Annotated in this window: 28 protein-coding genes and 1 pseudogene; 16 read left to right on the forward strand and 13 right to left on the reverse strand. The window is 63.5% G+C overall.

Annotated features, from left to right (window positions below; all coding sequences use genetic code 11):
* Positions 1-17: 17 nt before the first annotated feature.
* Complete coding sequence (locus ADADO0_RS03435) at positions 18-614, reverse strand: flavin reductase family protein (protein WP_511303690.1); 597 nt, start codon at positions 612-614, stop codon at positions 18-20.
* A gap of 62 nt (positions 615-676) precedes the next feature.
* On the reverse strand, positions 677-1,417 hold the full coding sequence (locus tag ADADO0_RS03440; protein ID WP_511303691.1) for a GntR family transcriptional regulator: 741 nt from the start codon (positions 1,415-1,417) through the stop codon (positions 677-679).
* 530 nt (positions 1,418-1,947) lie between these two features.
* Between ADADO0_RS03440 and ADADO0_RS03445 the strand changes: the two genes are divergently transcribed.
* The 7 genes from ADADO0_RS03445 (at position 1,948) to ADADO0_RS03475 (ending at position 8,919) form a co-directional block, all read left to right on the forward strand.
* Positions 1,948-2,643, forward strand: coding sequence for an amino acid ABC transporter permease (locus ADADO0_RS03445; protein ID WP_511303692.1), 696 nt, complete (start codon positions 1,948-1,950; stop codon positions 2,641-2,643).
* 8 nt (positions 2,644-2,651) lie between these two features.
* The gene (locus ADADO0_RS03450; RefSeq protein WP_511303693.1) at positions 2,652-3,410 is read left to right on the forward strand and encodes an amino acid ABC transporter ATP-binding protein; all 759 of its coding nucleotides are present in this window, start codon (positions 2,652-2,654) and stop codon (positions 3,408-3,410) included.
* Between the two features lie 23 nt (positions 3,411-3,433).
* Positions 3,434-4,300, forward strand: coding sequence for a substrate-binding periplasmic protein (locus tag ADADO0_RS03455; protein WP_511303694.1), 867 nt, complete (start codon positions 3,434-3,436; stop codon positions 4,298-4,300).
* A gap of 155 nt (positions 4,301-4,455) precedes the next feature.
* Entirely contained in the window at positions 4,456-5,355 is a 900-nt protein-coding gene (locus ADADO0_RS03460) for a polysaccharide deacetylase family protein (protein ID WP_511303695.1), read from the forward strand.
* A gap of 140 nt (positions 5,356-5,495) precedes the next feature.
* On the forward strand, positions 5,496-6,581 hold the full coding sequence (locus tag ADADO0_RS03465; protein ID WP_511303696.1) for an FAD-dependent monooxygenase: 1,086 nt from the start codon (positions 5,496-5,498) through the stop codon (positions 6,579-6,581).
* Between the two features lie 71 nt (positions 6,582-6,652).
* Positions 6,653-7,597 carry a 2-hydroxyacid dehydrogenase gene (locus tag ADADO0_RS03470; RefSeq protein WP_511303697.1) on the forward strand — a complete coding sequence of 315 codons (945 nt, stop codon included), beginning with the start codon at positions 6,653-6,655 and terminating at the stop codon, positions 7,595-7,597.
* Between the two features lie 77 nt (positions 7,598-7,674).
* Complete coding sequence (locus tag ADADO0_RS03475; RefSeq protein ID WP_511303698.1) at positions 7,675-8,919, forward strand: M20/M25/M40 family metallo-hydrolase; 1,245 nt, start codon at positions 7,675-7,677, stop codon at positions 8,917-8,919.
* A 254-nt stretch (positions 8,920-9,173) separates the two neighbouring features.
* Here the strand turns inward: ADADO0_RS03475 and ADADO0_RS03480 are convergent, their stop codons facing one another.
* Positions 9,174-9,656 carry a hypothetical protein gene (locus ADADO0_RS03480; protein WP_511303699.1) on the reverse strand — a complete coding sequence of 161 codons (483 nt, stop codon included), beginning with the start codon at positions 9,654-9,656 and terminating at the stop codon, positions 9,174-9,176.
* 208 nt (positions 9,657-9,864) lie between these two features.
* Between ADADO0_RS03480 and ADADO0_RS03485 the strand changes: the two genes are divergently transcribed.
* Entirely contained in the window at positions 9,865-10,140 is a 276-nt protein-coding gene (locus ADADO0_RS03485) for a hypothetical protein (RefSeq protein WP_511303700.1), read from the forward strand.
* Positions 10,141-10,291: 151 nt separating this feature from the next.
* A pseudogene (locus tag ADADO0_RS03490) lies at positions 10,292-11,538 on the forward strand (Hsp70 family protein).
* A 428-nt stretch (positions 11,539-11,966) separates the two neighbouring features.
* Here the strand turns inward: ADADO0_RS03490 and ADADO0_RS03495 are convergent.
* The 8 genes from ADADO0_RS03495 to ADADO0_RS03530 all read right to left on the reverse strand — a co-directional run bounded on the left by ADADO0_RS03495 (position 11,967) and on the right by ADADO0_RS03530 (position 16,291).
* A complete protein-coding gene (locus ADADO0_RS03495; protein WP_511303701.1) occupies positions 11,967-12,749 on the reverse strand; it encodes a YkgJ family cysteine cluster protein in 783 nt (260 codons plus the stop codon).
* Positions 12,746-13,099 carry a hypothetical protein gene (locus tag ADADO0_RS03500; RefSeq protein WP_511303702.1) on the reverse strand — a complete coding sequence of 118 codons (354 nt, stop codon included), beginning with the start codon at positions 13,097-13,099 and terminating at the stop codon, positions 12,746-12,748. Before ADADO0_RS03500 ends, ADADO0_RS03495 begins: the two co-directional genes overlap by 4 nt.
* Positions 13,100-13,296: 197 nt before the next feature.
* Complete coding sequence (locus ADADO0_RS03505; protein WP_511303703.1) at positions 13,297-13,566, reverse strand: hypothetical protein; 270 nt, start codon at positions 13,564-13,566, stop codon at positions 13,297-13,299.
* Between the two features lie 78 nt (positions 13,567-13,644).
* Positions 13,645-13,932, reverse strand: coding sequence for a hypothetical protein (locus tag ADADO0_RS03510; RefSeq protein WP_511303704.1), 288 nt, complete (start codon positions 13,930-13,932; stop codon positions 13,645-13,647).
* Positions 13,933-14,096: 164 nt separating this feature from the next.
* Complete coding sequence (locus tag ADADO0_RS03515) at positions 14,097-14,540, reverse strand: DUF1801 domain-containing protein (protein WP_511303705.1); 444 nt, start codon at positions 14,538-14,540, stop codon at positions 14,097-14,099.
* A 6-nt stretch (positions 14,541-14,546) separates the two neighbouring features.
* The gene (locus tag ADADO0_RS03520) at positions 14,547-14,762 is read right to left on the reverse strand and encodes an alkylphosphonate utilization protein (protein ID WP_511303706.1); all 216 of its coding nucleotides are present in this window, start codon (positions 14,760-14,762) and stop codon (positions 14,547-14,549) included.
* Between the two features lie 79 nt (positions 14,763-14,841).
* Positions 14,842-15,261, reverse strand: coding sequence for an ASCH domain-containing protein (locus ADADO0_RS03525; protein ID WP_511303707.1), 420 nt, complete (start codon positions 15,259-15,261; stop codon positions 14,842-14,844).
* The gene (locus ADADO0_RS03530; protein ID WP_511303708.1) at positions 15,239-16,291 is read right to left on the reverse strand and encodes a GNAT family N-acetyltransferase; all 1,053 of its coding nucleotides are present in this window, start codon (positions 16,289-16,291) and stop codon (positions 15,239-15,241) included. Before ADADO0_RS03530 ends, ADADO0_RS03525 begins: the two co-directional genes overlap by 23 nt.
* A gap of 238 nt (positions 16,292-16,529) precedes the next feature.
* Between ADADO0_RS03530 and ADADO0_RS03535 the strand changes: the two genes are divergently transcribed.
* The 3 genes from ADADO0_RS03535 to ADADO0_RS03545 all read left to right on the forward strand — a co-directional run bounded on the left by ADADO0_RS03535 (position 16,530) and on the right by ADADO0_RS03545 (position 18,813).
* Entirely contained in the window at positions 16,530-17,075 is a 546-nt protein-coding gene (locus ADADO0_RS03535; RefSeq protein WP_511303709.1) for a hypothetical protein, read from the forward strand.
* Positions 17,062-18,360, forward strand: coding sequence for a DNA-packaging protein (locus ADADO0_RS03540; RefSeq protein WP_511303710.1), 1,299 nt, complete (start codon positions 17,062-17,064; stop codon positions 18,358-18,360). Before ADADO0_RS03535 ends, ADADO0_RS03540 begins: the two co-directional genes overlap by 14 nt.
* A 219-nt stretch (positions 18,361-18,579) precedes the next feature.
* Positions 18,580-18,813 carry a hypothetical protein gene (locus ADADO0_RS03545; protein ID WP_511303711.1) on the forward strand — a complete coding sequence of 78 codons (234 nt, stop codon included), beginning with the start codon at positions 18,580-18,582 and terminating at the stop codon, positions 18,811-18,813.
* Between the two features lie 4 nt (positions 18,814-18,817).
* Here ADADO0_RS03545 and ADADO0_RS03550 read toward each other — a convergent pair whose 3' ends face one another.
* Positions 18,818-19,420, reverse strand: coding sequence for a hypothetical protein (locus ADADO0_RS03550; RefSeq protein WP_511303712.1), 603 nt, complete (start codon positions 19,418-19,420; stop codon positions 18,818-18,820).
* A 96-nt stretch (positions 19,421-19,516) separates the two neighbouring features.
* Here ADADO0_RS03550 and ADADO0_RS03555 point away from each other — a divergent pair, with 96 nt between their 5' ends.
* Complete coding sequence (locus ADADO0_RS03555; RefSeq protein ID WP_511303713.1) at positions 19,517-20,674, forward strand: phage portal protein; 1,158 nt, start codon at positions 19,517-19,519, stop codon at positions 20,672-20,674.
* 138 nt (positions 20,675-20,812) lie between these two features.
* Positions 20,813-20,935: a hypothetical protein gene (locus ADADO0_RS03560; RefSeq protein ID WP_511303714.1), complete on the forward strand. Its 123-nt coding sequence runs from the start codon at positions 20,813-20,815 to the stop codon at positions 20,933-20,935.
* 5 nt (positions 20,936-20,940) lie between these two features.
* Here the strand turns inward: ADADO0_RS03560 and ADADO0_RS03565 are convergent, their stop codons facing one another.
* Entirely contained in the window at positions 20,941-22,008 is a 1,068-nt protein-coding gene (locus ADADO0_RS03565; RefSeq protein ID WP_511303715.1) for a DMT family transporter, read from the reverse strand.
* A 155-nt stretch (positions 22,009-22,163) separates the two neighbouring features.
* Between ADADO0_RS03565 and ADADO0_RS03570 the strand changes: the two genes are divergently transcribed.
* Positions 22,164-22,364 (forward strand): hypothetical protein, encoded by a 201-nt coding sequence (locus ADADO0_RS03570; RefSeq protein WP_511303716.1) that lies wholly within the window; start codon positions 22,164-22,166, stop codon positions 22,362-22,364.
* Complete coding sequence (locus ADADO0_RS03575; RefSeq protein WP_511303717.1) at positions 22,361-23,008, forward strand: HK97 family phage prohead protease; 648 nt, start codon at positions 22,361-22,363, stop codon at positions 23,006-23,008. Before ADADO0_RS03570 ends, ADADO0_RS03575 begins: the two co-directional genes overlap by 4 nt.
* Positions 23,009-23,156: the final 148 nt, after the last annotated feature.

Raw genomic sequence — 23,156 nt, forward strand, 5'->3', positions numbered from 1 at the left:
ACCACGTCAGATTCGCCTTACCCGTTGGTGATGCGAACGATTTCACCCAGCTTTCCGTATACGGCGCCGGCGAGGCGTCCGAGCGGCCTCAGGCGCTCCGAATCCACCTTGCCGTCCGCGATCAGGCCATCCCTGACGTGAAACACCTTGATTTCGCCAACGATGAACTCCGCGCCTGCACGACCGAACGGGATGATCTGATCCAGTGTGCATTCGAGGTTTATCGGGCACGGCATGACGCGCGGAACGTCAATCGTGTCTGACGGCACACAGTCCAGATTTAGCATCTCCAACTCGCTGATATCGGCGGTATAATCGGCTGCCGACTGGTGCACTTTCTCGATCAAGCTGTCGTCCACGATATTTACGACAAATGCCCCCGTCTCAAAGATATTGCGCGCCGTATCTTTTCTCACTCCGTCCCGCAATCCGCAGTTAAAGCCGATCATCGGAGGATCCGAGGATACGAACGTGAAGCAACTAAAGGGTGCTATATTGGACTTCCCCGAGCGCGATTGGGTTGAAATCCAGGCGATGGGGCGGGGCACGACGACCCCCGTCAATAATTTGTAGGCGCCCGGTTCATCCAGGTCGCTCGCGAAAATCTTGGCCATATCAGGAGCCCAAACGGGATTGGAGATATCGGGTCTCGTCACGCGATATAGTCATCGCTGCGTCAGCCGGACTTGTCCGTGAGTTGCATGAGCCCGAGCTTCAGATGCCGACGAAGGATTCTCTCGGTTCGATCGGGAGAGCGAGCGCGCAGCGCCTCGACGATCTCTTGATGGTCCTTCAAGGCCTGATCGACCAGCTTCTTTTCCGTCCGCGTGATCCATTTCGGATGCAGGAAATATTCGTTGAAGCTTGTGAGCATCTCGATCAGCCGCGGCGAACATGAGGCCTGAACGATCGTCAGGTGAAACTGATGATTGACGCGCACGCGCTCCGCAGACGAGGCCTTCTGTCCCTTCTTCACCAGATCTTCCAGGGTCTGAAGCTGCGCGTCGGTGATGCGTTTCGCGGCCAGACGCGCGGCGCAAAGCTCCAGGGCTTCACGGATATGGTGAATGTCCAGGATATCGCCGGCCATATCGACCACTTCGACACCGGTGGTCTCATGCTCGCGAACCAGCAGATCGCCGATAAGGCGCGATATGGCTTCTCGAACCGGGGTCCGGCTGACGTTCAGCGCCTGGGCGATCTCCACTTCGCGTAGGCGCGCACCGGCTTCGTATTCGCCGGAAATAATCGCCCGGCGCAGATGCCGGTAGACCTGATCCGCCACCCGCGCGGACCGCATGACCGTGGGCTTGACGGCAGCCGCAAGGTGCGCACTTTCTGCCAGTTCCGGAGCGAGCTGGGTGGAGGCATCGGTCTGTTGCCCTGCACCCTTGGTTTTTGTAGCAGCATTGCGCATGCCCGGCCCCCTGTATCGATCTTCTACCGAGGGCCTCAACAGAGGCGCCTGTCGTCTTCCAGCCTGCCCGTGATGGACCCTCGTCCGCGAGTGAAGCCCGCGGGATGACGATGCACGCCATGTCGGCACGCGCCGTGATGAAGGCGCCAGACGTGCCGCACGACGGCGCGAACTTCAAGAGGCGTTGAGTCCATCGCCGAGACCCGCCGATGAGGATTTCTGCATTCAGCATTCAGAATGCAATGTCAACATTAGGGGCTGTTTCGAGCGAGCGTCAAGCAAGCGTATTCGCTCATCTTCAGTCGCTTCTTCAGTCATTTCATCAGCTTTTGGCACGCCGGCGGGATTCTGATTAACTCTGCGGCAGTGCCTGCCGGGACATTGTGCAAAGTAGGGCCGCATCTTGAAATCAGGCCCGGCACGCCCGCGCGGCAGGTCGGAAAATGCTGGATCGGCGCCCAGCGCGCCCCGGTGGCACGCCTCTTGCGATCATCAATCCTGCATGCAGCATGCAGCACTCTGAGTGCGACATGCAGTGCGATAGGAGTGGCTCGCGGCTTATGGACTATACGTGGCACTTCCAGATCGTCTGGGACTATCGAGCGGTGTTCGTGCGCGGCGCGATCATGACCGCGCAGATCACGTTCTGGGCGACGTTGATCGGCCTGAGCCTCGGTCTCGCGCTCGGCCTGATGCGGCGTAGCCAACTCTTGGTGCTCCGCGCTCCCGCGGCGACCTTCATCGAGCTTTTCCGCTCGACCCCTGCGCTGGTGCAGCTCGTGTGGATTTACTACGCCCTGCCGATCGTGACCGGCCTTCAGTTGAGCAACACGGCCTCGGTCTCCATCGGGCTCGGCCTGCATGCCGCCGCCTATTTCGCCGAGATCTTCCGGGCCGGCGTGAACTCCATCAGCAAGGGGCAATGGGATGCCGCGCGCGCAATCGGCATGACCTATACCCAGTCTATGCGCAGGATCATCCTGCCGCAGGCCACCCGGCGGATGATCCCGCCCATCATCAACGAGTTTGCCTCCCTCATTAAGCTGACGACGCTCGGCTCCGCCCTTGCGGTCTACGAACTGCTTCACGAGGCGAACAACCTCATCAACAGCACCTATCGGCCGCTCGAGATCTACACCGTCCTGGCCCTGGCCTTCGCTGTTCTCATCTACCCCATCATCTACGCCTCGCAGCGGCTGGAGCAGCGGTGGCAGATCCGCCAATGAAAACCCCAATGATCAAAGCCCGCAACGTGCAGAAATCCTTCGGCAACCTGCATGTCCTGAAGGGGATCGACCTCGATATAACCAGGGGCGAAGTTCTGGCGATCATCGGCCCGAGCGGGTCGGGAAAAAGCACGCTGCTCAGGTGCATGAATTTCCTCGAGGCCTACGATCACGGCGAGATCTGGTTCGACGATCAGCTTGTCGGCTACCGCAAGAAGGCCAACGGAACGCTCGTTAAGGAAAAGCCTGCCCGGATCGCCGCGATCCGTGCGCGCATGGGCATGGTGTTCCAGAGTTTCAATCTGTTCCCGCACATGAGCGTGCTGGAAAATCTGATCGAAGGCCCCACCATCGTCCTCGGGCGTAAGCGCGAGGAGGCGATCGCGCAGGCCAAGGTGCTGCTCGATCGGGTCGGTCTCTCGGCAAAGAGCGATGTTTATCCGGAAACACTATCCGGCGGCCAGCAGCAGCGCGCGGCGATAGCGCGCGCGCTGGCCATGAACCCCGAAGTCATGCTGTTCGATGAGCCGACCTCAGCGCTCGACCCGGAACTCGTCGGCGAAGTGCTGGATGTGATGCGGGCACTCGCCGCCGACGGCATGACTATGGTGGTCGTCACGCATGAGATGAGCTTCGCGCGGGAAGTTGCCGATCGCGTGATGATGATGGACGACGGCAATCGCGTCGAACTCGACGCTCCCGAGAAAATCTTCACCAACCCGTCGCACCCGCGCACAGCGGAATTCCTGCAGCGCGTTCTGCGCTGACTTATTCAGAAAAGGATCACATCATGAAGACTATCTTCCGCTACCCGCTTCTCCTCGGCAGCATGCTGGCCGCCCTTGTGGTGTCCGCCCATGTGGAGACCGCGAAGGCGCAGGTCATGGACCGCATCCTGAAGGATCGGCAGATCAAGATCGGCTATATCCCATCGCCCCCCGGAACCATCAAGGACCCGGCTTCAGGCGATCTGAAGGGCTATTACGTCGACGGTGTGCGCTACATCTTCAAGACCATCGGCGTGGAGCCGATTTTCGTTGAAACCACCTGGGCCAATTTCGCCGCCGGCCTTCAGTCGGGCCAGTTCGATCTGTCCATGGCCGGCACGTTCGCCACCATCCAGCGCGCCGCCGCCGTCGAGTTCACCAAGCCCATCCATTATCTCGGTTACAGCGCCGTGGTGAAGAAGGGTGACGAGCGCTTCAAGACCTTGGCCGACTTCAACAAGGAAGGCCTTAAGATTGCCGTCGTCCAGGGCGGCGCGGCGCAGGAATACGTCAAGGAGAACTTCCCGAACGCCACAATGGTCGCCCTCGGCACCGGCAACCTGACCGCGCCGTTCGTGGAAGTCTCCGCCGGACGCGCCGATGTCGGCATCGAGGATGCCTGGCAGGCCCGCCGCTATGCCTCGACGCAGGCCGGCGTGACGGACCTGTTCCAGGACAACCCCTATAACCTGCTCCCCATCGCCTGGACCGTGAAGCGCGGCAACCAGGACCTCCTGAACTTCATGAACACGTCTATCGACTTCATGCTGCTGACGGGCCGCTGGGAGCGCATGGCCGCCCCTTACGGCATGACGGGTCGCTTCTACGACCGGCCGACGCTGACCGCGTTCGGCACGGTCACGGAAGCACCGGCTGCCGACAAGAAGTGAGCCACTGAGACGGGCGAACCAAGGCCCAACACCGGCCAAGGGAACGACCGTGCACACCGAGCACGGTCGTTCGTCCCGGCGGCTTATGGGCCTTCGGATGGTGTGTTGGCGGGCGGCGTGCTGGGCGGACCCCGGCGAGGGGAAGGGACAAGGTCATGATTGAAAACCCGATAAAATGGCCGAATGGCGCGAAATGCGCTGTCGCGATCACCTTCGACATGGATACCGACAGTCTGCTGCACTATGCGCATCGCCTCACCGCAGATACATTGATCGGCACCGCCTCGTTGCTGCGGTACGACGTGGTCGGCGTCGCACGAATTCTCAAGATTTTCAAAAAGCACAATATAAAGCAGACGTTCTTCGTGCCCGGCTGGACGGTCGAGCACTATCCGGACACCGTGAAGCAAATCGTCGCCGAGGGTCACGAACTCGGCGCGCACGGATATCTCCATGAACGGCTGGACACCTTGTCGGCTGAGATGGAGGACTACTGGTTCATGCGCAATCTGGAGGCGCTGGAGAAGGTCGCGGGCGTCCGCCCGCGTGGCTTCCGGGCGCCAAGTTACCGCTTCTCCAAGAACACTTTGAATTTTCTCGCCCGCGAGGGGTTTATCTATGACTCATCCCTGATGGGGGATGATGTGCCCTACATCATCGAGGGCGACAGAGGCAGCGTTGTGGAATTGCCCACGCATTGGGCGCTGGATGACTGGCCGCAATTCACTATCAATTCGGATCTCGGCTACGCGATGCAGGTCAATTCGCCCGAACGCGCCATGGATGTCTTCATGGCTGAGTTTGAGGCGGCCTGGGAATATGGCGGTCTCTGGATCGCGGTCTGGCACCCCTTTGTGATGGGACGCTTGGCCCGGTGTGCGCGCATGGAAAAGATGATTCAGTATATGAGCGACAAGGGCGGTGTGTGGTTTGCCACGCTGGAAGAGATCGCGGAGCATACAAATCGGATGATCGCATCCGGCGACTACACGCCACACAAAGAAAAAATACCGTTCCATGACGCGATTGCCGATTCTTGGAGCAGGCATCGCTGACGGATCGCCTTTTGCTTGGCGGTAGAAACTGAATTCTGGACACCGACAATCCTGAAGCGCCGGGAACGCCGGCCACAGAAGCTTGCGGGTCATTGCTCGAAAACGCTACTCGCAAGTTTATGAGACGAAGGAAGATCGAGATGCGCGTTGGAATTTGTGGCGGCGGATTGGGAGGGATTTCGGCCGCCATCGGGTTGGCATCGCTGGGTCATGATGTCGAAGTGTTCGAGAAATCACCAACCCTGAGAGCCACCGGTGCCGGGCTCAATCTCTGGCCGAATGCGGGGCGTGCAATATATGCGCTCGGCTTGCGAGAGCAATACGACGCCATTTCAGTCAAGCTTGACCGATATCTCGGCTACAGCGCCGAGGGAAACCTGCTTTTCAACAAGGACACCAGTGCCTGGCCGCAGACTTATGGCGCGCCATCGGTGGGCGTCTATCGGCTTGCCCTCAGCACCATGCTCGCCGAGGCGTATGGCATGGACAAGATCAAGTACGGCTACGAGGTCGAGTCCGTGGAAGATCGGGGCGATAAAGCCGTCTGTGTCTTCAAGAATGGCGAGAGTTACGAGGGCGATGTCATCATCGGCGCCGACGGCATCTATTCCGTTATTCGTGAAAAGCTCATCGGCGGCGTCAGTTTCCGCCCAAATGACCACCATGCCTTCCGCTGGCGTGCGGTGATTGATCTTGAGAAGATCGATGTCGATCCGGCGGCCCAGACCGGCTTCTATAGTCCAGGGGGGTGGCTCTCGGTCATCCCGATCGGAAACGGCAAAGCCTATTGGTTCGGCTCGGTATCCGGTGCGGCGAACCTTGATGACTTCATGGAATTCTTCAGTTCCTGGACGAAAACCCACATTCCCCGAACCCTCAGCATCACGCCCAGGGATCTGATCGTCGAAAGCCCTCTCTTCGACGTGGATGGCAGCCCCTATAAATGGACCCAGGGTCGCATCACGTTACTTGGAGATGCTGCGCATCCGATGATGCCGGACATGGCACAAGGTGCGAGCCAGACCTTCATCGACGCCATAGCGCTCCGGGATGCGTTCGCGAAAAACAAAGACGTCGATCAAGCGCTCCATGCATATGAGAGTGAGCGGCGCCTTGCTGCGAACTATGTGGTGAAGTGCTCGCAAAAAGGCAGCTTCCTCGGCAAGAACAACGTAGATCCCGTCGCCGTTCGCTACGAGCGAGAGATCGAAGCGCGGGCGAGCTAATACATCCCAATCCCCAGCATAAATCAGCCAGGTAGGAATGATGATTCTGCCGGCCTGATATGGCGACAGTCATGACCGCATCCGCGCCCAAGGTGATATTGTTTCACAGCGAAGTGAGCGACCCGCGCTGGCCGGACGCAATTCAGCGTGCGTTGCCCGAGTTCGAGGTCCGCAGGACGCTGGATGGGACCGCGCCGGAGGACGTGGTGGCTGCCGTGGTGTGGAAGCATCCTCCCGGAATGCTGGAGCCGCTCTCGAAGCTCAGACTTATCCAGGTTCTTGGGGCCGGTGTCGATCATGTCTTTGCCGATACAAGGCTTCCCATTGACGTTCCGATCGCGCGTCTGGTGGACCCTGGCCTGACCGCGCGCATGGCGGAGTATGTGCTGCTTCACACGCTCGCATTACACCGCCGGCTGCCAGAGACGGCCAAAGCGCAACGCGAACTGCGGTGGGACTTCATCCCGCCTCAGCCGCCCGAGCAAACCTGCGTGGGCATCCTGGGTCTGGGACATCTCGGCCTTGCCTGCGCATCCATGCTTTCGGCCTTTGGCTTCAAGGTCGTCGGCTGGAGCCGGTCGCGCAAACCAGACCTTCAGTTCGATGCCTATGCGGGAGACAACGAACGCTCCGCGTTTCTGCGTCAATGCGATGTTCTCGTGGTTCTTCTGCCTTTGACGGCGCAAACCAACGGCCTCGTCGATACCAGATTTTTCGCGGACGTGCGGGACGGCACCGCATTGATCAATGTCGCCCGAGGCGCGCTGATCGATGATGAAGCCCTGATCTGCGCTCTTGATGGCGGACGGTTACGGCATGCTGTCCTGGACGTTTTCCGGCAGGAGCCTCTGGCCGCAGACCATCCGTTTTGGACGCACCTGAAGATTACGGTGACGCCGCACAATTCCAGCGCAACCAACCCGGATACCGCAATTCCACAGATCACAGAGAATATCTGTCGTGCAATGTCGGGGTTGGCGCCGCTGAACCTTGTGAATCCTCACGCCGGTTACTGATGGCAGGCAACCGCCCCGCCGCGCCCGCTGCGGTCTTAAAATACCATCTGACAACAAACGAACTGGGAGACTTCCATATGACCGTTACCAAGCAAGATCTTGAAGCCTGGGTGGAGGCGGATCGCGACGTCCTCATCAAGTTCGTGCAGGATTTTATCCGTTGCCGCACGCCCAATCCGCCCGGCGACACGGTGGAGGGCGCGCACCTTGTGCGGGCGTTTCTCGAGGCGCAAAATCTACCCTACGAGATCATCGCGCCAAACGAGATCATGCCCAATATCGTCTCCTCATTCGAGGGCGGTGCTGCCGGGCGCCATCTGGCGCTGAACGGTCATATCGACGTGTTCCCGGTCGAAGACGAGACCACCTGGAGCCAGGATCCCTGGGGCGGCGCGATCGTCGACGGCAAGATCTACGGCCGTGGCTCGGCCGACATGAAATGCGGCACCACAGCCTCCATCTTCGCATATGCCTATCTCAGCCGCATTCGGGCCCAGCTCAAAGGGCGCCTCACGCTGGTGGTGGTGTCCGACGAGGAGACCTTCGGACCCTGGGGCGCGCGCTATCTGGCTGAGCATCGACCCGAAGTGTTCGGCGATTGCTGCCTCAACGGCGAACCGAGCGGCGTCAGCACCGTGCGCTTCGGCGAGAAAGGGCCGCTTTGGCTCGAGTTCCTCATTCGTACACCGGGCGCCCACGGCGCCTACACGCACATGAGCCCAAGCGCGACAGTCATCGCCAGCGAGCTGATTTCCGACCTCTCCAAGCTCAAGGAGGTCAGCGTCCCCGATCTTGGCAACCTTGAGTCCGCCATCACCTCGGCCGCCACGGTCATCGATAACGAATATGGCGCCGGTGCTGCGGCCATCATCCGCAAGGTTACAGTCAACCCCGGTCTGGTTTCCGGTGGCATCAAGGTCAATATGATCGCCGCCGAGTGCCGGGTGCAGGTCGATATCCGCGTGCCCAACGGCCTGACCGCGCAAGATATTCTCCCGCTCATCGACGAGATCGTCGCCCGCCATTCCGGCACGACCTACCGGGTGCTCCTGTCGGAGGAGCCGGCCTGGACCCCGCCGGATACCGAGATGATCGACTACGTGCGCCAGAATGCGAAGCAACTCACCGGCGTCGACCCGGCGCCGATCATCAGCCTCGGCGCAACCGACGCACGTCTATGGCGCTACAAAGGCCTGCCGGCCATCGTGTACGGCCCCGCACCCCGCGGCATGGGAAGCGTCGATGAACACGTTCCGGTCGAGGAATTCATTCATGTCGTGAAATGTCATGTGCTGTCGGCATTTGATTATCTGAGTAAGTAGAGAAATGGGTTCTGGCGGACGGCTCAGTTCGGAACCGCGAGAGGCACTAACACCGGCGGTGAGCTGAGCGTCGGGGCGCGGTCGAGAGACTTTTGAGACTAAGGCTGTCCCCGCGACCTTCGCGCGGAGCGGCTCTCGGAAGGTCCGGCCGCGCTTCGCCTCCATTATGAGATGGGCCTGAACACCAAACGCAAAACGCCCGGCACAGGGCCGGGCGTCGTGTTGTTTAGCGTCTCGCGAAAAGCGATTACCCGTCAGTGGGTGACGGCGCTGCCGGTCTCGGTCGTTTCCGGGGTGCGCGCCGGGGCCTTGCGGGGCGCCTTCGATGCGGAAGCGGCGCGCTTGGTGGCCGGCTTGGCAGCCGGCTTCGCGCTGACCTTGGCGGGTGCCGCCTTTTCCACCGTCTTTTCCACGGTTCTCGCGGCGGACTTCACCTTGGCCGCCGCCTTGCGGGCGACCGGCTTGGCCGCGGCGGTCACCGCGTCGGCAGCCTTGCGGGGCGCCGATTTGCGGGCGCGGCGCGGCTTTGAGTCCGGCAGCAGGGCGATCGGCGAGAACTTGTTCGCCACGGCCAGGATTTCCTGGCGATGGGCACTGGCGCGCCAGGCGAGAACGCCGGCACCGGCAATGGCGAGAAGGCCGAACAGGCCGCCGCGGCGCAGGCCCCAGGACCCGATGGCGGTGCTCGCGAGACCCGAAGCCCAACGGTCGAATTCGGTGGTGTTGCGGTTGAACATGTGAATCTCCCTGACGCAGGCAGTCAATGCGCCGCGCCTCCAGGGACATAATCGTTGGATCGCGGTTCCGGTTCCGCATAAGCTGTAGCCGCGCACCCGCTTCCAGATATCGCGGGTGAATTTTGAGATTGCGGGCGAAACGGGTCTTGAGCCGTTGCGCGGTCGGGGTTTAAATCGGTTCGTTGTCAGCAAGGGGGCCAGTTTTGCCATGGCCATGGAGCGGCGCAGCACGTTTAAGGTCGTCAAAGCCGGCGACAGTGCGGAAGATTATCTCGGTGACGACGCGGTCACGCACCATGTCGATGCAGGCGAGCCGCGCGTGACGTTCATGTCCGTCGTCGTCGGCGTGTTCTTCGGGCTGGCGGCGGGTGGCGTGAGCTATGGATTCTTCGACTATCTCCACACCTGGGTCCATGTCCTCGTCGCCTTCGTCTCGTTCGGCCTGATGGTGGCTTACGGCCGGCGCATGGCGACCGGCGACTGAGGGTCCGGCCCGCTCCCGGTGCCGCCGTCTCTGCATCAGCACTTGCGCTGCGTTGCAGCATGGCTTAGCAAGCCCGCCCCTCTCCCGAGTGCGCGACGGGGTGGAAGCCTGCTTCCGCCCGATCTCCCGCGCTGCGGCCCTAGGAGCCACCATGGCGGCGTGCGGCCTCGATTTCGGCACCTCCAACACGACGCTCGGCCTGATGACCGGCAACGGCCCGCGCCTCGCCCATCTGGAGGGCGCGGCGGATACCCTCCCGAGCGCAATCTTCTATCCCCGCACCGGCGAACCGCAGGTCGGCCGCGCCGCCATGGCGGCCTATGTGGACGGCCACCAGGGGCGGCTGATGCGCTCGCTGAAGGCGGTGCTCGGCTCCAGCCTGATCGACGAGACCACGGCGGTGGGCCGCCAGCGGCTGGGATTTCGCGGCGTCATTGCCGCGTTCCTGGCGCAGGTGAAGGCACGCGGCGAACAGGCGGCGGGGGCGCCGCTTGACGCCGTGGTGCTGGGCCGGCCGGTGCATTTCGTCGACGGCGACGCGGAGGGCGATGCCCGCGCCGAGCAGGTGCTGGGGAGATCGCGGCGAGCGTCGGCTTTTCCACCCGCTCGTTCCAGTTCGAGCCGATCGCCGCGAGCCTGGACTACGAACGGCAGGTGGTGCGCGAGGAACTGGCGCTGATCGCCGATATCGGCGGCGGCACCTCGGATTTTTCCATCGTCCGCCTGTCGCCGCAGCGGCGCGGCAAGGCGGAGCGCGCCTCCGATATTCTCGCCAATGACGGGGTGCGGATCGGCGGCACGGATTTCGACCGGGGGCTCTCGCTCGGCATGGTGATGCCGCTGCTGGGCCATGGTGCCCCGCTGAAGCGCGCCGGCCTCTCCATGCCCGCCGGGCTGTATCACGACCTCGCCACCTGGTCCGCCATCAACCGGCTTTATGATTCCAAGGTTCACCGCACCATCCGCGAACTGGAGCGCGACGCCGTCCATCCCGAGAGGGTGGTGCGTCTCGCCCGCGTGGTGAGCGAGGAGCGCGGCCATTCTCTGGCGCTGGCAGCGGAGGCTGCCAAGATCGCGGTGGCGCAGGCGGGGCGCACCGCGCTCGATCTGCAATGGCTGGAGGCGGGGCTGTCCGTCGGCATCGCCCATGACGATCTGGTGGCCCACACCGGCGCCCTGGCGGAGCGCATCGCCGGGCGCATCCACACCTGCCTCGCGGCGGCGGGGGTGGGAGCGGACGACATCGACGCGCTGTTCCTTACCGGCGGCTCGACGCGCCTCGCCCATGTGCGCGCCGCCATCATCGCCACCGTCCCCGGTGCGCGGATCGCGGAAGGCGACACCTTCGGCTCGGTGGGCATGGGCCTCGCGATCGAGGCGGGGCGGCGCTACGGGTGAGGGTGAGTTCGCTGGCGTCCGGCGCCCGTGCCCCCTCCCGACCCCCTTGCTTCTCCCTCCCTAACCCTCCCCCGTAAGCGGGAGCTCAGCGAAAGAGGTAGGCGCGGGATCGGTGGTGCTTCTCAAGAAACCGCACCAGTCTCCCTCTCCCCGAGGGGGAGAGGGGCGGGGTGAGGGGGCAACCCTTTCCAGTCCTGAAATGTCGGAACCCCCTCACCCGGCTGCTTCGCAGCCGACCTCTCCCCCTCGGGGAGAGGTGGAAACCGCCCGGCCTGTGCACCTAACGAACCGCGGGCGATTGCCAGATCCCTTTCGCAGAGCTCCGGCAAGCGGGAGAGGATTTCTCGGCATGAACGGTCCCTCTCCACCCGCGCCATGCGCGCCCTCTCCGGCTTGCCGGGGAGGGGTGGGACGGGGGCTGGACGGCGCTATACCGAAGCCGTCTCCGCGAGGCGGGAGAACACCGCGCGCAGAAGCTCCGGTGCGCTCTGGGTGGGCGGCTCCGGCGGGACCTGGTCGTCATAGGTGAGGGCATAGACCAGCGGCATCCAGCCGACGCCGCTCGCCTGCCCGTCCGCCACCAGCAGCGCCTGAGAGGGCCGGGTGGGCAGCGGCACCCGAACAATCGTGGCGGGGGAGGGCGTCCGGCAGTTCAGCGCCGGTGAGGTGACGAGATATTGCCGGCAGGCCAGCGGCCGGTCGGGATGGATCGAGCAGGCCTCGTCCTCCAGGAACGGGCAGGGCACGCCGGCCCGGAAATAGCTCATGCCCAGCGCGTCGGCATCCGTGGTTTCGACCTCCCGCGCTGCGTCGATGGCCGCGAGCAGGCCGGCGGCATCCAGCGCGCCCAGCGCCGCGTCGAACCGCGCCCGCACCGCGCTGCGGCGCGGCTCCGGCAGGGCGGCGACGAGGCGCACCAGCGCCCGCGCCTCGGCCTGGGAGATCGGCACCATTTGCCGGCAGCAGGCGCCGCAGCCGGCGCGGCAGGAGATCGCCCGCCCTGTGGCCTCGGTCGCCGCCGCTTCCCGGTCCACCAGGAAATCCGTGAGCTGCTGGAGGATGGGCAGCACATCCTCATAGCCGACGGGGCCCTGAGGCACCGCCAGTTCCACCTCGACCGGCACGCTGCCCAGCATCAGCACCACGCGCCCGGTGAGCTGCGCGTCTGCCCCGCGACCGGGCGCGGACAGCTTCAACGGCATACCGGTCATCTGGCCTGCGTCGTGGGCAGGGGTCCCGCCGGGGTGGTGCCGGCGGGGATCGCCGTGGCGGGCAGGGACGTCGCGGGCAGAGACGTGGCGGGCCCTGTCGTGGCTTTGGCCTTTGCGGTCTGGCAGTATTTGGCGCCCTGGAACTGCACCGCCTTGCCCTTGCTCGCCGCGCAGGTCTTGGCGAAGGCGGTGGCATCGGTGCCCGTGAACTTCTGATAGTCGTTCTCGCCCTTCATGCCGCCGATCTTGATGAACATGTCCATTGCGGCCGCGGACGGGGCGGGGATGAGCACCATCCCGAGGTCGAAGCAGACCGCTCCGACGAGTATCAGACCCGCTTGCTTGTACATGACACGCTCCCGTTTATATCGGTTTGTTTTCAGTCCATCACGCGAGATCTGAGTAGATCGCCGAAATAAGGCGCGACCCAACTGTTTTCAGGGCAGGCGGGTGTTTTAGTCTTGTCTGCGTCACCTGTGCGGAGCCAATCTTCGGCGCGCACGTCCGCGCCGCGAAGGCCATCGGCCAGAGACCGGCCGCGCGCTCGTCACTTCGGCTGGGTGGAGGTGGCACCTTTCGCCTTGGGGGTCTGGCAGTATTTCGTCCCCTGGAACTCCACCAGCTTCCCCTTGTTGGCGGTGCAGCTGGTTTGGAAGGATGCGAGGTCGCCGGGCATGTATTTAATATAGGACTGGTTGGCCGAGAGCGTCTGGACCTTGGAAAAATTCAGCGAGACCTCGGCGTGCGTCGGCAACACCATGATCCCAAGGTCGAAGCAGGTCATTCCGGCCAGAAGCAGGCCGACTTCCTTCTGCATGATATCCCCCATCGTGTTGAATGCGTTGTTGAACTCTTCTTGACGCTCACAGACGCTTGGCGCGCCTGCGCCCGGATCTCACCTTGGCGCCGTGCCGGTCTTGGGCGTCTGGCAGTATTTCGTGCCCTTGAACTCCACCAGCTTGCCCTTGTTCTGGGTGCAGGCCATGGACGAGACCGTCGCGTCCTGCATGGTGATCTTCAGATAAGTCTGCGTGGGGGACATGGACGTGATCTTGGTGATCGTGATGTCCTGCACGTTCACGCCCGCCGCCAGCGCGGAAGCGGCCATCAGGCCCGAAACGGCCAGCACGCCAAGATCGAAACAGACGGTTCCAGCCAGCAGACGCGCGCTTTGTCCTGTCATGGCCGATTATCCCAGGCGCGGAACGTCCACGCAGAGGCAGAATAGGCCGTAAAGTAAATTCCAGCAATCAGGATGTGGCGTTATTTTCGCCCGAAGTAAGAGGCGAAAAAAAACGCTCCAGAACACTTAATGTCAGTCTGGCTGACTTTACGTTCCGGCTTGGCTCACACTTTCTTCGCCGCCTTTTTCGCCGCCGTCTTGGCGGGAGTCGGGCGCGCGGTGTTGAGCGCCACGGCGGCGCGGATCAGCGCCGTTAGCGCGCCTTCGTCGATCATCTTGCCCTCGGGGATATCGATGGCGCGCCGGACATTGCCCTCCAGGCTGGAATTGAACAGGCCGGCGGGGTCGTCTAGCCCAGCGCCCTTGGCGAAGGTCAACTTCACCACGCTCTTATAGGTTTCGCCGGTGCACAGGATGCCGGCGTGCTCCCACACCGGGACGCCGCGCCATTTCCAGGTTTCCTCCACCTGCGGGTCGGCGGCGTGGATCAGCGCGCGCACGCGGGCCAGCGTCTCGCCGCGCCAGTCACCCAAGTCCGCGATCCGCGCGTCGATGCGCTGGGAGGGGCTGTCCCCGGCCGCGCCGGGCGTCGCGTCGGCCTTGGTCATGGGCGCTCAGGCCTTCTTGAGAAATTCGGTCTTGAGCACGAGGCCCTTCACCTTCTCGGCGTTGCACTCGATCTCCTTGGGGTCGTCGGTGAGGCGGATGTTCTTCACCAGCGTCCCGCGCTTCAGCGTCACCGACGTGCCCTTGACCTTCAGGTCCTTGATCAACGTGACGGAATCCCCGTCGTTCAGGAGTGTGCCGTTGCTGTCTTTGGTGTCGGTCATGGTGGGGTCCTGGGTGGAAAATGGCGCGTGCCGCGATATCCCACCAGATCGGGCGCTTGGCAAATTTGGGGGCGGAGAATTATAGGAATAGAGCTAGCTGTGCATTGGTCGGGCGGCCAAGCTCGTCGTCCACATACATATAGGATTGTGGAGGGGTAAAGTTCTCAATTATATCGCTAGGATCAACTGGGTGCTCGTAGCGTCGAACATCTCCTACCGCCAGAGCAAAGCTTCTGTCTCGGCCTATAAAATAGGCGTCAAAAAATTCCTTTGATATTCCTGAGTATTCAGATGTCATATCCCAAAGATCACCTGGCTTTTCACATAAAATATCATCAACATCAAATTCTCCAATTATTTGCCCTACAGGCCTTGTTACGTACACAACGATTGTTTTAATATTCGATGATCGATAAATGCTTTTTCGAAATTCGAATCGCTTCGATCCTTCGAATATTTTTTCGGCAAACTCCGGTTTAATCGACAATAAAACTTTCATTTACTTCACCTAATTTTAAAATTTTAGAAAACTGGTCATCCGTTAAGGGGCGCAAGTCCCAGCGTGGATATTCGCTAATCCCCACCTCGTTCAGAAGTGTGCCTCGTATGGGGCGTTTCGGAAATGCGACATTGTATGTCATTTTAACCGCGTACAAGCGGGGTTCAGCAGCAAAGCTTGCTCTTAGTTCAGCCTCATCGAATACACTGTGATCCAAGGCAAATTCTACAAAGGCATCTACATTCTCAAAATCTCGCTTTGATCTCGTCTCTTCAACTACGCAAACCGAAGTCGCTACCGAACGAAAGCGGGCGAATCCAGGTCTATCTGTAGTTCTATAAATGACGACTATGTCGCCTTTCTTCATTCGAGTTAGAATTAATTTTCCAATATAAATTTTATGTATGGTATTTGTGTGAGCTATATCTTCTTCTGAGTCTGGGTCTTCATTTCTTAATATTGAGTCGGGAAATAATTTTGTATGGTATTCTGGGTATATTGCCAAAAGCCATTTAATTGCAGAATTGGTATGTAATAGAGGATAATCTTCGATTATGTCGCTGGTCGTATTTTCAATTGAGCGAATTAAAACTAGCTCGTCCCCATTTGGGGTCGATTTTATGCCGCTCTCTTTAAAGCCATATTTTTTAAATAGTTTAATTAAGCCTTCGTGTGTGTCAAATACTGTCACATATAATTCTTCAACTTTATTTAGAATCGCATGATCAAATATTCTTTTTATTATTCGCTCTCCTAATTTCGTGCCTTTTGCAATTACTTTTAAAGTCCCCACTTTAAGTCTTTTTTTGGAGGGGAGATTTGGCTCAACATCAGTAATGGGCCCGTCTTCTACTTTTAGATATAGAAATCCTCTAATGCCGCCAGCAGCATCGTCAATTACGTATACCGGCTCATCGGCCTTCTTATGAAACCAATCTTCGAACTCTCCATATTGAGATTTCAGACTGTCAAAGAAGGGGTCGGAAAGGTTTACGTTCTTGAATTTAGTTGGGCGCAGCGTCTGCACCATTTCCCCACTCTCCCTGATTCGTTTTAATAATTTTATCGATATCGGTTTGCTATTCCATCCCTAATGCAAGTTCTGGTTGCGTCTACTCGCCGGCGTTTCTGTGGCGCTCCTGGGGTGCTTGGACATCGCATTTTAGGAAAATATGCCTTGACAGTGTACCGCTTCTAGGCTAGGTTTCCTTCATGTTCCGGATTTGCGCCCGGCGCGATCCGGTTGGCTCCGAGCTGGGCTTCCCCACATGACATTCCCCCGGAAAGAGCCGCCCCCACGGGCGGCTGAGGCGCGTGCGCTGTATCAGGCGGGGGCGGCCATCACCGATATCGTGCTGCGCACCGGCATCTCCCACGCCATGGTCTATTACTGGATCGATCGTCGGGTGGGGCCGGATGGCGTGGTGACGCTCGATCCGCAGCCCCGCCGCAGGCCAGAGGCGGCCGCGCGCAGCCTCAATGCGGCGCGGCGGCGCAAGCTTGCCAATCGGATCTGGAGCGCCGCCGAGGCGCAGGTGGGCGAGATCGAGACCCGCCTCGCGGGGCTCGGCTCGGGTGTGGCCCCCGCCGAAGCGGAGCGCGATGTCCGGGCGCTCGCCGTTCTCGCCCGCGTGGTGCGGGAACTGGCGGCGCTGGACACCGCGACCGCCAAGCAGGTCGATAGCCTGAAGACCGAGCCTGCGAAATCCGATCCCCCGAAGGACGAGGACGCGCGTGCCCCCAACGACCTCGACACCTTCCGCCGCGAGCTTGCGCGCCGCCTTGATGCATTGCGTGGAGATGGGCCGGACTGACGGCCTGCTCGATCTGCTCGGCGCGCCCATGGCCGCCGGCCTGTTGGCGGATTGGGAGATCTGGGCGCGGCAGGATCAGCTTCCGCCCGCCGCCGCGCCGAACGGCCGGCCCTGGTCCACCTGGCTGGTGCTGGGCGGGCGGGGCGCCGGCAAGACGCGCGCCGGAGCAGAATGGGTGCGCGGGCTCGCGCTCGGCCGCGCGCCGTTCACTGAGCGGCCGGTCGGGCGCATCGCTTTGGTGGCGGAGACCATGGCGGATGTGCGCGAGGTGATGGTGGAGGGGGTCTCCGGCCTGCTCAGCGTCCACGCCGATGGCGAGCGCCCGCTTTATGAGGCGAGCCGCCGCCGGCTGGTGTGGCCCAATGGCGCGGTGGCGCAGGGGTTTTCCGCCGAGGACCCGGAGAGTTTGCGCGGCCCGCAGTTCGAGGCCGCATGGCTGGACGAGCTGGCGAAATGGCGCCGCGCCGAGGCGACGTTCGACATGCTTCAGTTCGGCCTGCGGCTCGGTGCCCGGCCGCGCCAGATGGTGACGACAACGCCGCGCCCCACCGCCTTGCTGAAGCGCCTGATGACTGATCCCACCACCGCCGTGACGCGGGCGCGCACCGCCGCCAATGCGCGCCATCTGGCGCCGGGCTTCATCGACACCGTGCTGGCCCGCTATGGCGGCACACGGCTCGGCCGGCAGGAGCTGGACGGGGAATTGATCGAAGATCGGCCGGGCGCGCTGTGGTCCCGTGCCGCCGTGGAGGCCGCGCGGGAGGTTGAGGCGCCGCCGCTCGCCCGCGTGGTGGTGGCGGTGGATCCGCCCGCCTCCTCGCGCGCCGGGGCCGATGCCTGCGGGCTGGTTTGCGCCGGCATCGACGGGTCCGGCCTGGTCCATGTGCTGGCGGATGACAGCATCGCCGGCCTGCGCCCGGCGCTATGGGCGGCCCGCGCGGTCGCGCTGTTCCACCGTTTTTCTGCCGACCGCATCGTCGCCGAGGTGAACCAGGGCGGCGAGATGGTGAAGGCGGTTCTGGCGGAGGTGGACCCGCAGGTTCCGGTGGAGATGGTGCGCGCCACGCGCGGCAAATTCCTGCGCGCCGAGCCGGTCGCCGCCTTGTACGAGCAGGGCCGGGTGCGCCACGCCGGGGCGTTTCCCGATCTCGAGGACGAGATGTGCGATTTCACCACCGACGGCCTCTCCTCCGGCCGCTCGCCGGACCGGCTGGATGCGCTGGTGTGGGCAGTGACGGCGCTCGCGCTGGGCGAGAAGGCCCGGCCGCGGGTGCGGGGGTTTTGAGGTTCGAATCGCGCGCTTTGCACCCCCTCTCCCGCTTGCGGGGGAGGGTCGGGGAGGGGGAACTCCCGCCACTTTTTCCAAGGTGCGTATTTTTGGGCGCGTATTTCTGGCGGCAGCCTTTACCCCCTCCCCAGCCCTCCCCCGCAAGCGGGAGAGGGGGCGAAATGGAGGGGGCTCTCAGTACTTTCGGAAACGCCGTCCATATGCGAAAACGCTGGCATGAAGCAGCGCCCCAACATGGTTCGCGAGACGGTTGCCGCCGGTGGTGTGGCGGTCATTCTGATGACCGGCTATGCCGCCGTCACCCGCCTGCCGCGCGAGACCAATCTGGAATTGGCGATCGTGATCTGCATCGCCGCGCTGACGCTCACGGCATCGATCGCGCTTTGGCGCTTCGCGGTGCGCCGCAAGGGCGAGATCGGCGAAGCCCAGTTCGAGACCCGCACCAAATAGACACCTAAAGCAGCCGGTCCGGCCGGTCGCGCGGCTTTTCCCGTGGCTCGTGCATGGGGGCCTGCTGGTCGAAGCCGGTCCAGCCGGTTTCCACATAGGAGGTGCGGCGGGCGGCGAGGTCCACCGCCTGGCGCGCGTCCATCACCGTGCGGGCGGCCTCCAGCCGTGTGTTCGGCACGCGGGCGACCACCAGGGCGCCGCCGCGCCGCACCGCCTCGGCATAGACATGGGCATCCTCTTCCGAGATGCCATCCTCGATCAGCGCGCCGATCAGCCCGCCGGCCGCCCCGCCCACGGCCGCCCCCGCGACCGCGCCGGCCGCCGCCGAAGCCAGCCAGCCGGCGGCGATCACTGCGCCGAGGCCGGGGATCGTGATCAGCCCCAGTCCCGCGAGCAGACCGCCTGCGCCGCCAAGCCCCGCACCCACGGCCGCCCCGGCGCCGGCATCGTGCAGAACCTCGCTGTCGTGGGTGCGGGCCGCCTCCGCGGCCTCCGCCGCGCAGATCAGGGAAATGTCCGCCTCGGCAATGCCGGCGACCTTGAGGTCGCGCACCGCGCCCTCGGCGGCATCGCGCGTATCGAACAGGCCGCTGACGGTCGTCGTCATGCCGCGTCTCCCAGTTTGTCCCAAGCGCCGCCGTGGCGGCCATGCCCGGTTAACGCAAGCCGGGCCGGTCCGTTCCGGCCCAAATGGAGCCCGCCCATGCTGTCGTCCTTCCTCGCGCCGTTCCGCCCGCGCCCGCCGGAGGCGAAGGCGAGCCGGACGGCGGCGCTGTTCGCCCTCCTGGCGCAGGGCCGCCCGCGCTGGTCGCCGCGCGATTACGCTTCGCTCGCCCGCGAGGGGTTTGCCCGCAACGCCATCGCCTACCGCGCCGTGCGCCTGGTGGCGGAGGCGGCGGCCTCGGTGCCGTTCGTGCTGCTGGAGGGCGCGCGGGAGGTGGATCGCCACCCGCTGCTGGATCTCCTCGCAACGCCCAACCCGCGCCTGCGCGCCGCCGATCTGATCGAGGCGCTGTGCGGCCACCTGCTGGTGGCGGGCAATGCCTATGTGGAGGCGGTGAGCCTGGACGGCACGCCGCGCGAACTCCATGTGCTGCGCCCCGACCGGATGAAAGTGGTGCCCGGCGCCGACGGCTGGCCCGAAGCCTTCGACTATACGCTGGACGGGCGCACGGTGCGCATTCCCCAGGGCGGGGAGGGGGTGCCGGCGCTGCTGCACATCTCCTTCTTCAATCCGCTGGATGATTACTATGGCTTCCCCCCGCTGGAGGCCGCCGCCCAGGCGCTGGACCTGCACAATGCCGCCGGCGCCTGGAACAAGGCGCTGCTGGACAATGCGGCCCGGCCCTCCGGCGCGCTGATCTACGGCGGCACCGGCACGCTGAGCGATGAACAGTTCGAGCGGCTGAAGGGCGAACTGGAGGCGAGCTTCCAGGGCGCCTCCAACGCGGGGCGTCCGCTGCTGCTGGAAGGCGGGCTCGACTGGAAGCCGCTCGCCCTTTCGCCCAAGGACATGGATTTCGAGGCCGCCCGCAACGGCGCCGCCCGCGAGATCGCCTTGGCGCTGGGCGTGCCGCCGATGCTGCTGGGCATTCCCGGCGACGCCACCTATTCCAACTATGCCGAGGCCAACCGCGCCCTTTGGCGCCTCACCGTGATCCCGCTGGTGCGGCGCATCGCCGACGCACTGTGCGGCTGGCTCGGCCCGGCCTATGGCGGGGATCTGGTGCTGATGCCGGACCTCGACCAGGTGGAAGCCCTCTCCACCGAGCGCAGCGCCCTCTGGGCCCGCGTCGCCGCCGCCGATTTCCTCACCGAGGACGAGAAGCGCGCGGCGGTGGGGTATGGGGTGCGGGAGTAGGCGGGCGGGTGCGCTGGGCTCGGCCGACCCGCCAGCGCCGCAGGTGTTCATCGTCCACGTTGCCTCTCCTTTCCCCGAATTTTCCCCCTCCCAACCCTCCCCCGCAAGCGGGAGAGGGCTTTTTGCGAGCCACCCTCCATGGACGCCCTGATCCGCGTATTCGCCGAGCGGGGCGATCTAGCGCATGTGGCGCTGCTGCTGTGGGTCGACGATTTCGTCCGCGAACTCGCCCGCTTCAATGCCCGAAATCACGGCGAGTGAGAGCCTCAGCGTGCGTGCCTGTGCCGATGATGCAGGTCCGGATAATGCGGATGCCGATGCCTCATCGGCGCATGCCGGTGCGCATGGGTGTGGGGCTCGTCCGTCGGGTCGTGGGGTGCATGTTCGTGTTGATGATGAGCATCGTGCACATGGCGGTGGGCGTGCTCCAGCGTTTCGTGCAGATGTTCATGGTCGTGCCGCTCCGCCAGATGAAGGTACAGGCCGATCCCCATGAGGATCGCGGCAGCGATAAGCTGGGCGGTCACAGGTTCGTTGAAGAGGCCGATTGCGAGAACCGCACCGATGAAGGGCGCCGTTGAGAAATAGGCGCCAGTCCGCGCGGAGCCGAGGTGCCGGAGCGCGAGCACAAACAGCACCAGGCTGATGCCATAGCCGAGGAAGCCGACCACCGCCGCCGCGACGATGTCCGGCAACTCCGGGATCTCGGAACCGAGAGATAGCCCGAGGGCCAGGTTCACGCTCCCAGCCGCCAGGCCCTTGATCATGGCGATTTGTACGGGATCGGCGGAGGAGAGCTTGCGTGTGAGGTTGTTGTCGATGCCCCAGGCAATGCATGCGCCGATAATGGCGCTCGTTCCCAGGCTGATTCCGTCGGGGCCGCCCTGCCAGGAAAGAATGACCGCGCCCGCGAGAATTGCGAGCGCCCCCAGAAGCAGGCGGCGATCGACGCTCTCTTTGAACACCACCCACGCGATCCCCATGGTGGCGAGGCTTTCCACGTTAAGCAGGAGCGCCGCCGTGGAAGCTTGCGTATGGGACAGGCCAACCATCAGCAGGAGCGGGCCGATCACGCCGCCGGTGGCCACCACAAGCGCGAGCCACGGCAGGTCGCTGAGTTGAAGGGGCGCCTCGGCTGGCGTGCTCCTCTGCGTGCGCTGAATGAGGTGCAGGACTGCGAGGCCGACGCCCGAGCCCAGGTAAAGAAGGCCGGCGAGCAGCCAGGGGCTGAGGCCTCCTCCGAGCATGAGCTTCGAAAATGGCGTGCTCGCGCCGAATAACGCGGCTGAGGCAATAGCCATCATCGGTCCCGAATAAGGCATCACGCGCAACATCACCCCCGCCTCAACCGCCTGGATATTAGCACGTCAGATGCGAGCGGCCTCGGCCAGAAGGGGGTGCCGCGCGTCGATCTTTGGTCGCTGTTTTCCTAATCCACCGCGCGCGCTACGCCGCGCGCCGCTCTGACCATCCCAAGGAGACCCCAGGCATGCGTGCCCCGTTCCAGAAGGCGCCCGCGCCGCGTATCCGCGCGCTCGGGCCGGCATTGATGCGCGCTCGCGCGGCGCCCCCCGCGCCGCAGGCCGGCGGTGTGTTTCGCGATTTCGTGGCGACCCTGGAGCGCCTGGAGCGCGCCAAGGACCGCTCGCTCCGGCGCAAGCCGCGCACGCCGGAGACCAAGGCGAGATGAGCAGTCTCCCTTCCCTCCAAAGCAGCGGCGATGGGCGGATCGAGGGCTATGCCTGCGTGTTCGACAAGGTGGACCTCGGCCGTGACCTGATCGAGCGCGGCGCGTTCGCGCGCAGCCTCGCGGCGCGCGGCGCGGCGGGCGTGCGGCTGCTGTACCAGCACGACCCCGCCGAGCCGATCGGCGTATGGACCGACCTGATCGAGGACGGGCGCGGCCTCTATGTGCGCGGCCGCCTCTCGCTCGAGGTCCAGCGGGCCCGCGAGGTGATGAGCCTGGTGCGGGAAGGCGCGCTCGACGGCCTGTCCATCGGCTTCAAGGCGGTGAGCGCCCGCACCGATCCGCGCACCCGCGTTCGGCGGCTGGCGCGCATCGACCTTTGGGAGGTCTCGGTCGTGACCTTCCCCATGCAGCCCGACGCACGCATCGCGCCGGCTTTTCTTCCGCTTGTTCCCCGCGCGCCCTCCGCACGGGGGGCATCTCTCAGCCCAAGGATGACCCATGACCCATATGCCTATCGCCTTCGAGACCAAGAGCGTCCCGCAAGCCCGCGTCCCGGATGTCTCCAAGGACACGTCCGCACTGGAAACCAAGGTGCTCACCCCCGGCGATGCCGGGTCCCCGTGACGACGTTCACGACGACCTGATGGTCGTCTTCGAGAGCTATCGCCGCACCAACGACCAGCGGGTCGGCGAGATCGAGCGGCGCGGCATCGCCGATCCGCTCGCCGAGGACAGACTGGCCCGCGTCGATGCCGCCCTGGAGGCGCAGCGCCTGCGCCTCGACGCGCACAT

Origin of the sequence: Aquabacter sp. (assembly GCF_965279295.1) — a bacterium.
Taxonomy (GTDB): domain Bacteria; phylum Pseudomonadota; class Alphaproteobacteria; order Rhizobiales; family Xanthobacteraceae; genus Aquabacter.

Bases quoted from the DNA above. Each gene is read 5' to 3' on its own strand.
- ADADO0_RS03555 (WP_511303713.1), top strand. From the start codon at position 19,517: ATGCTGTCGTCCTTCCTCGCGCCGTTCCGCCCGCGCCCGCCGGAGGCG.
- ADADO0_RS03485 (WP_511303700.1), top strand. From the start codon at position 9,865: ATGGCCATGGAGCGGCGCAGCACGTTTAAGGTCGTCAAAGCCGGCGAC.
- ADADO0_RS03535 (WP_511303709.1), top strand. From the start codon at position 16,530: ATGACATTCCCCCGGAAAGAGCCGCCCCCACGGGCGGCTGAGGCGCGT.
- ADADO0_RS03435 (WP_511303690.1), bottom strand. From the start codon at position 614: ATGGCCAAGATTTTCGCGAGCGACCTGGATGAACCGGGCGCCTACAAA.
- ADADO0_RS03530 (WP_511303708.1), bottom strand. From the start codon at position 16,291: ATGGTGCAGACGCTGCGCCCAACTAAATTCAAGAACGTAAACCTTTCC.
- ADADO0_RS03560 (WP_511303714.1), top strand. From the start codon at position 20,813: ATGGACGCCCTGATCCGCGTATTCGCCGAGCGGGGCGATCTAGCGCAT.
- ADADO0_RS03575 (WP_511303717.1), top strand. From the start codon at position 22,361: ATGAGCAGTCTCCCTTCCCTCCAAAGCAGCGGCGATGGGCGGATCGAG.
- ADADO0_RS03480 (WP_511303699.1), bottom strand. From the start codon at position 9,656: ATGTTCAACCGCAACACCACCGAATTCGACCGTTGGGCTTCGGGTCTC.
- ADADO0_RS03465 (WP_511303696.1), top strand. From the start codon at position 5,496: ATGCGCGTTGGAATTTGTGGCGGCGGATTGGGAGGGATTTCGGCCGCC.
- ADADO0_RS03515 (WP_511303705.1), bottom strand. From the start codon at position 14,540: ATGACCAAGGCCGACGCGACGCCCGGCGCGGCCGGGGACAGCCCCTCC.
- ADADO0_RS03520 (WP_511303706.1), bottom strand. From the start codon at position 14,762: ATGACCGACACCAAAGACAGCAACGGCACACTCCTGAACGACGGGGAT.
- ADADO0_RS03460 (WP_511303695.1), top strand. From the start codon at position 4,456: ATGATTGAAAACCCGATAAAATGGCCGAATGGCGCGAAATGCGCTGTC.
- ADADO0_RS03440 (WP_511303691.1), bottom strand. From the start codon at position 1,417: ATGCGCAATGCTGCTACAAAAACCAAGGGTGCAGGGCAACAGACCGAT.
- ADADO0_RS03495 (WP_511303701.1), bottom strand. From the start codon at position 12,749: ATGACCGGTATGCCGTTGAAGCTGTCCGCGCCCGGTCGCGGGGCAGAC.
- ADADO0_RS03445 (WP_511303692.1), top strand. From the start codon at position 1,948: ATGCAGTGCGATAGGAGTGGCTCGCGGCTTATGGACTATACGTGGCAC.
- ADADO0_RS03500 (WP_511303702.1), bottom strand. From the start codon at position 13,099: ATGTACAAGCAAGCGGGTCTGATACTCGTCGGAGCGGTCTGCTTCGAC.
- ADADO0_RS03570 (WP_511303716.1), top strand. From the start codon at position 22,164: ATGCGTGCCCCGTTCCAGAAGGCGCCCGCGCCGCGTATCCGCGCGCTC.
- ADADO0_RS03525 (WP_511303707.1), bottom strand. From the start codon at position 15,261: ATGAAAGTTTTATTGTCGATTAAACCGGAGTTTGCCGAAAAAATATTC.
- ADADO0_RS03540 (WP_511303710.1), top strand. From the start codon at position 17,062: ATGGGCCGGACTGACGGCCTGCTCGATCTGCTCGGCGCGCCCATGGCC.
- ADADO0_RS03475 (WP_511303698.1), top strand. From the start codon at position 7,675: ATGACCGTTACCAAGCAAGATCTTGAAGCCTGGGTGGAGGCGGATCGC.
- ADADO0_RS03510 (WP_511303704.1), bottom strand. From the start codon at position 13,932: ATGACAGGACAAAGCGCGCGTCTGCTGGCTGGAACCGTCTGTTTCGAT.
- ADADO0_RS03505 (WP_511303703.1), bottom strand. From the start codon at position 13,566: ATGCAGAAGGAAGTCGGCCTGCTTCTGGCCGGAATGACCTGCTTCGAC.
- ADADO0_RS03450 (WP_511303693.1), top strand. From the start codon at position 2,652: ATGATCAAAGCCCGCAACGTGCAGAAATCCTTCGGCAACCTGCATGTC.
- ADADO0_RS03565 (WP_511303715.1), bottom strand. From the start codon at position 22,008: ATGTTGCGCGTGATGCCTTATTCGGGACCGATGATGGCTATTGCCTCA.
- ADADO0_RS03545 (WP_511303711.1), top strand. From the start codon at position 18,580: ATGAAGCAGCGCCCCAACATGGTTCGCGAGACGGTTGCCGCCGGTGGT.
- ADADO0_RS03455 (WP_511303694.1), top strand. From the start codon at position 3,434: ATGAAGACTATCTTCCGCTACCCGCTTCTCCTCGGCAGCATGCTGGCC.
- ADADO0_RS03470 (WP_511303697.1), top strand. From the start codon at position 6,653: ATGACCGCATCCGCGCCCAAGGTGATATTGTTTCACAGCGAAGTGAGC.
- ADADO0_RS03550 (WP_511303712.1), bottom strand. From the start codon at position 19,420: ATGACGACGACCGTCAGCGGCCTGTTCGATACGCGCGATGCCGCCGAG.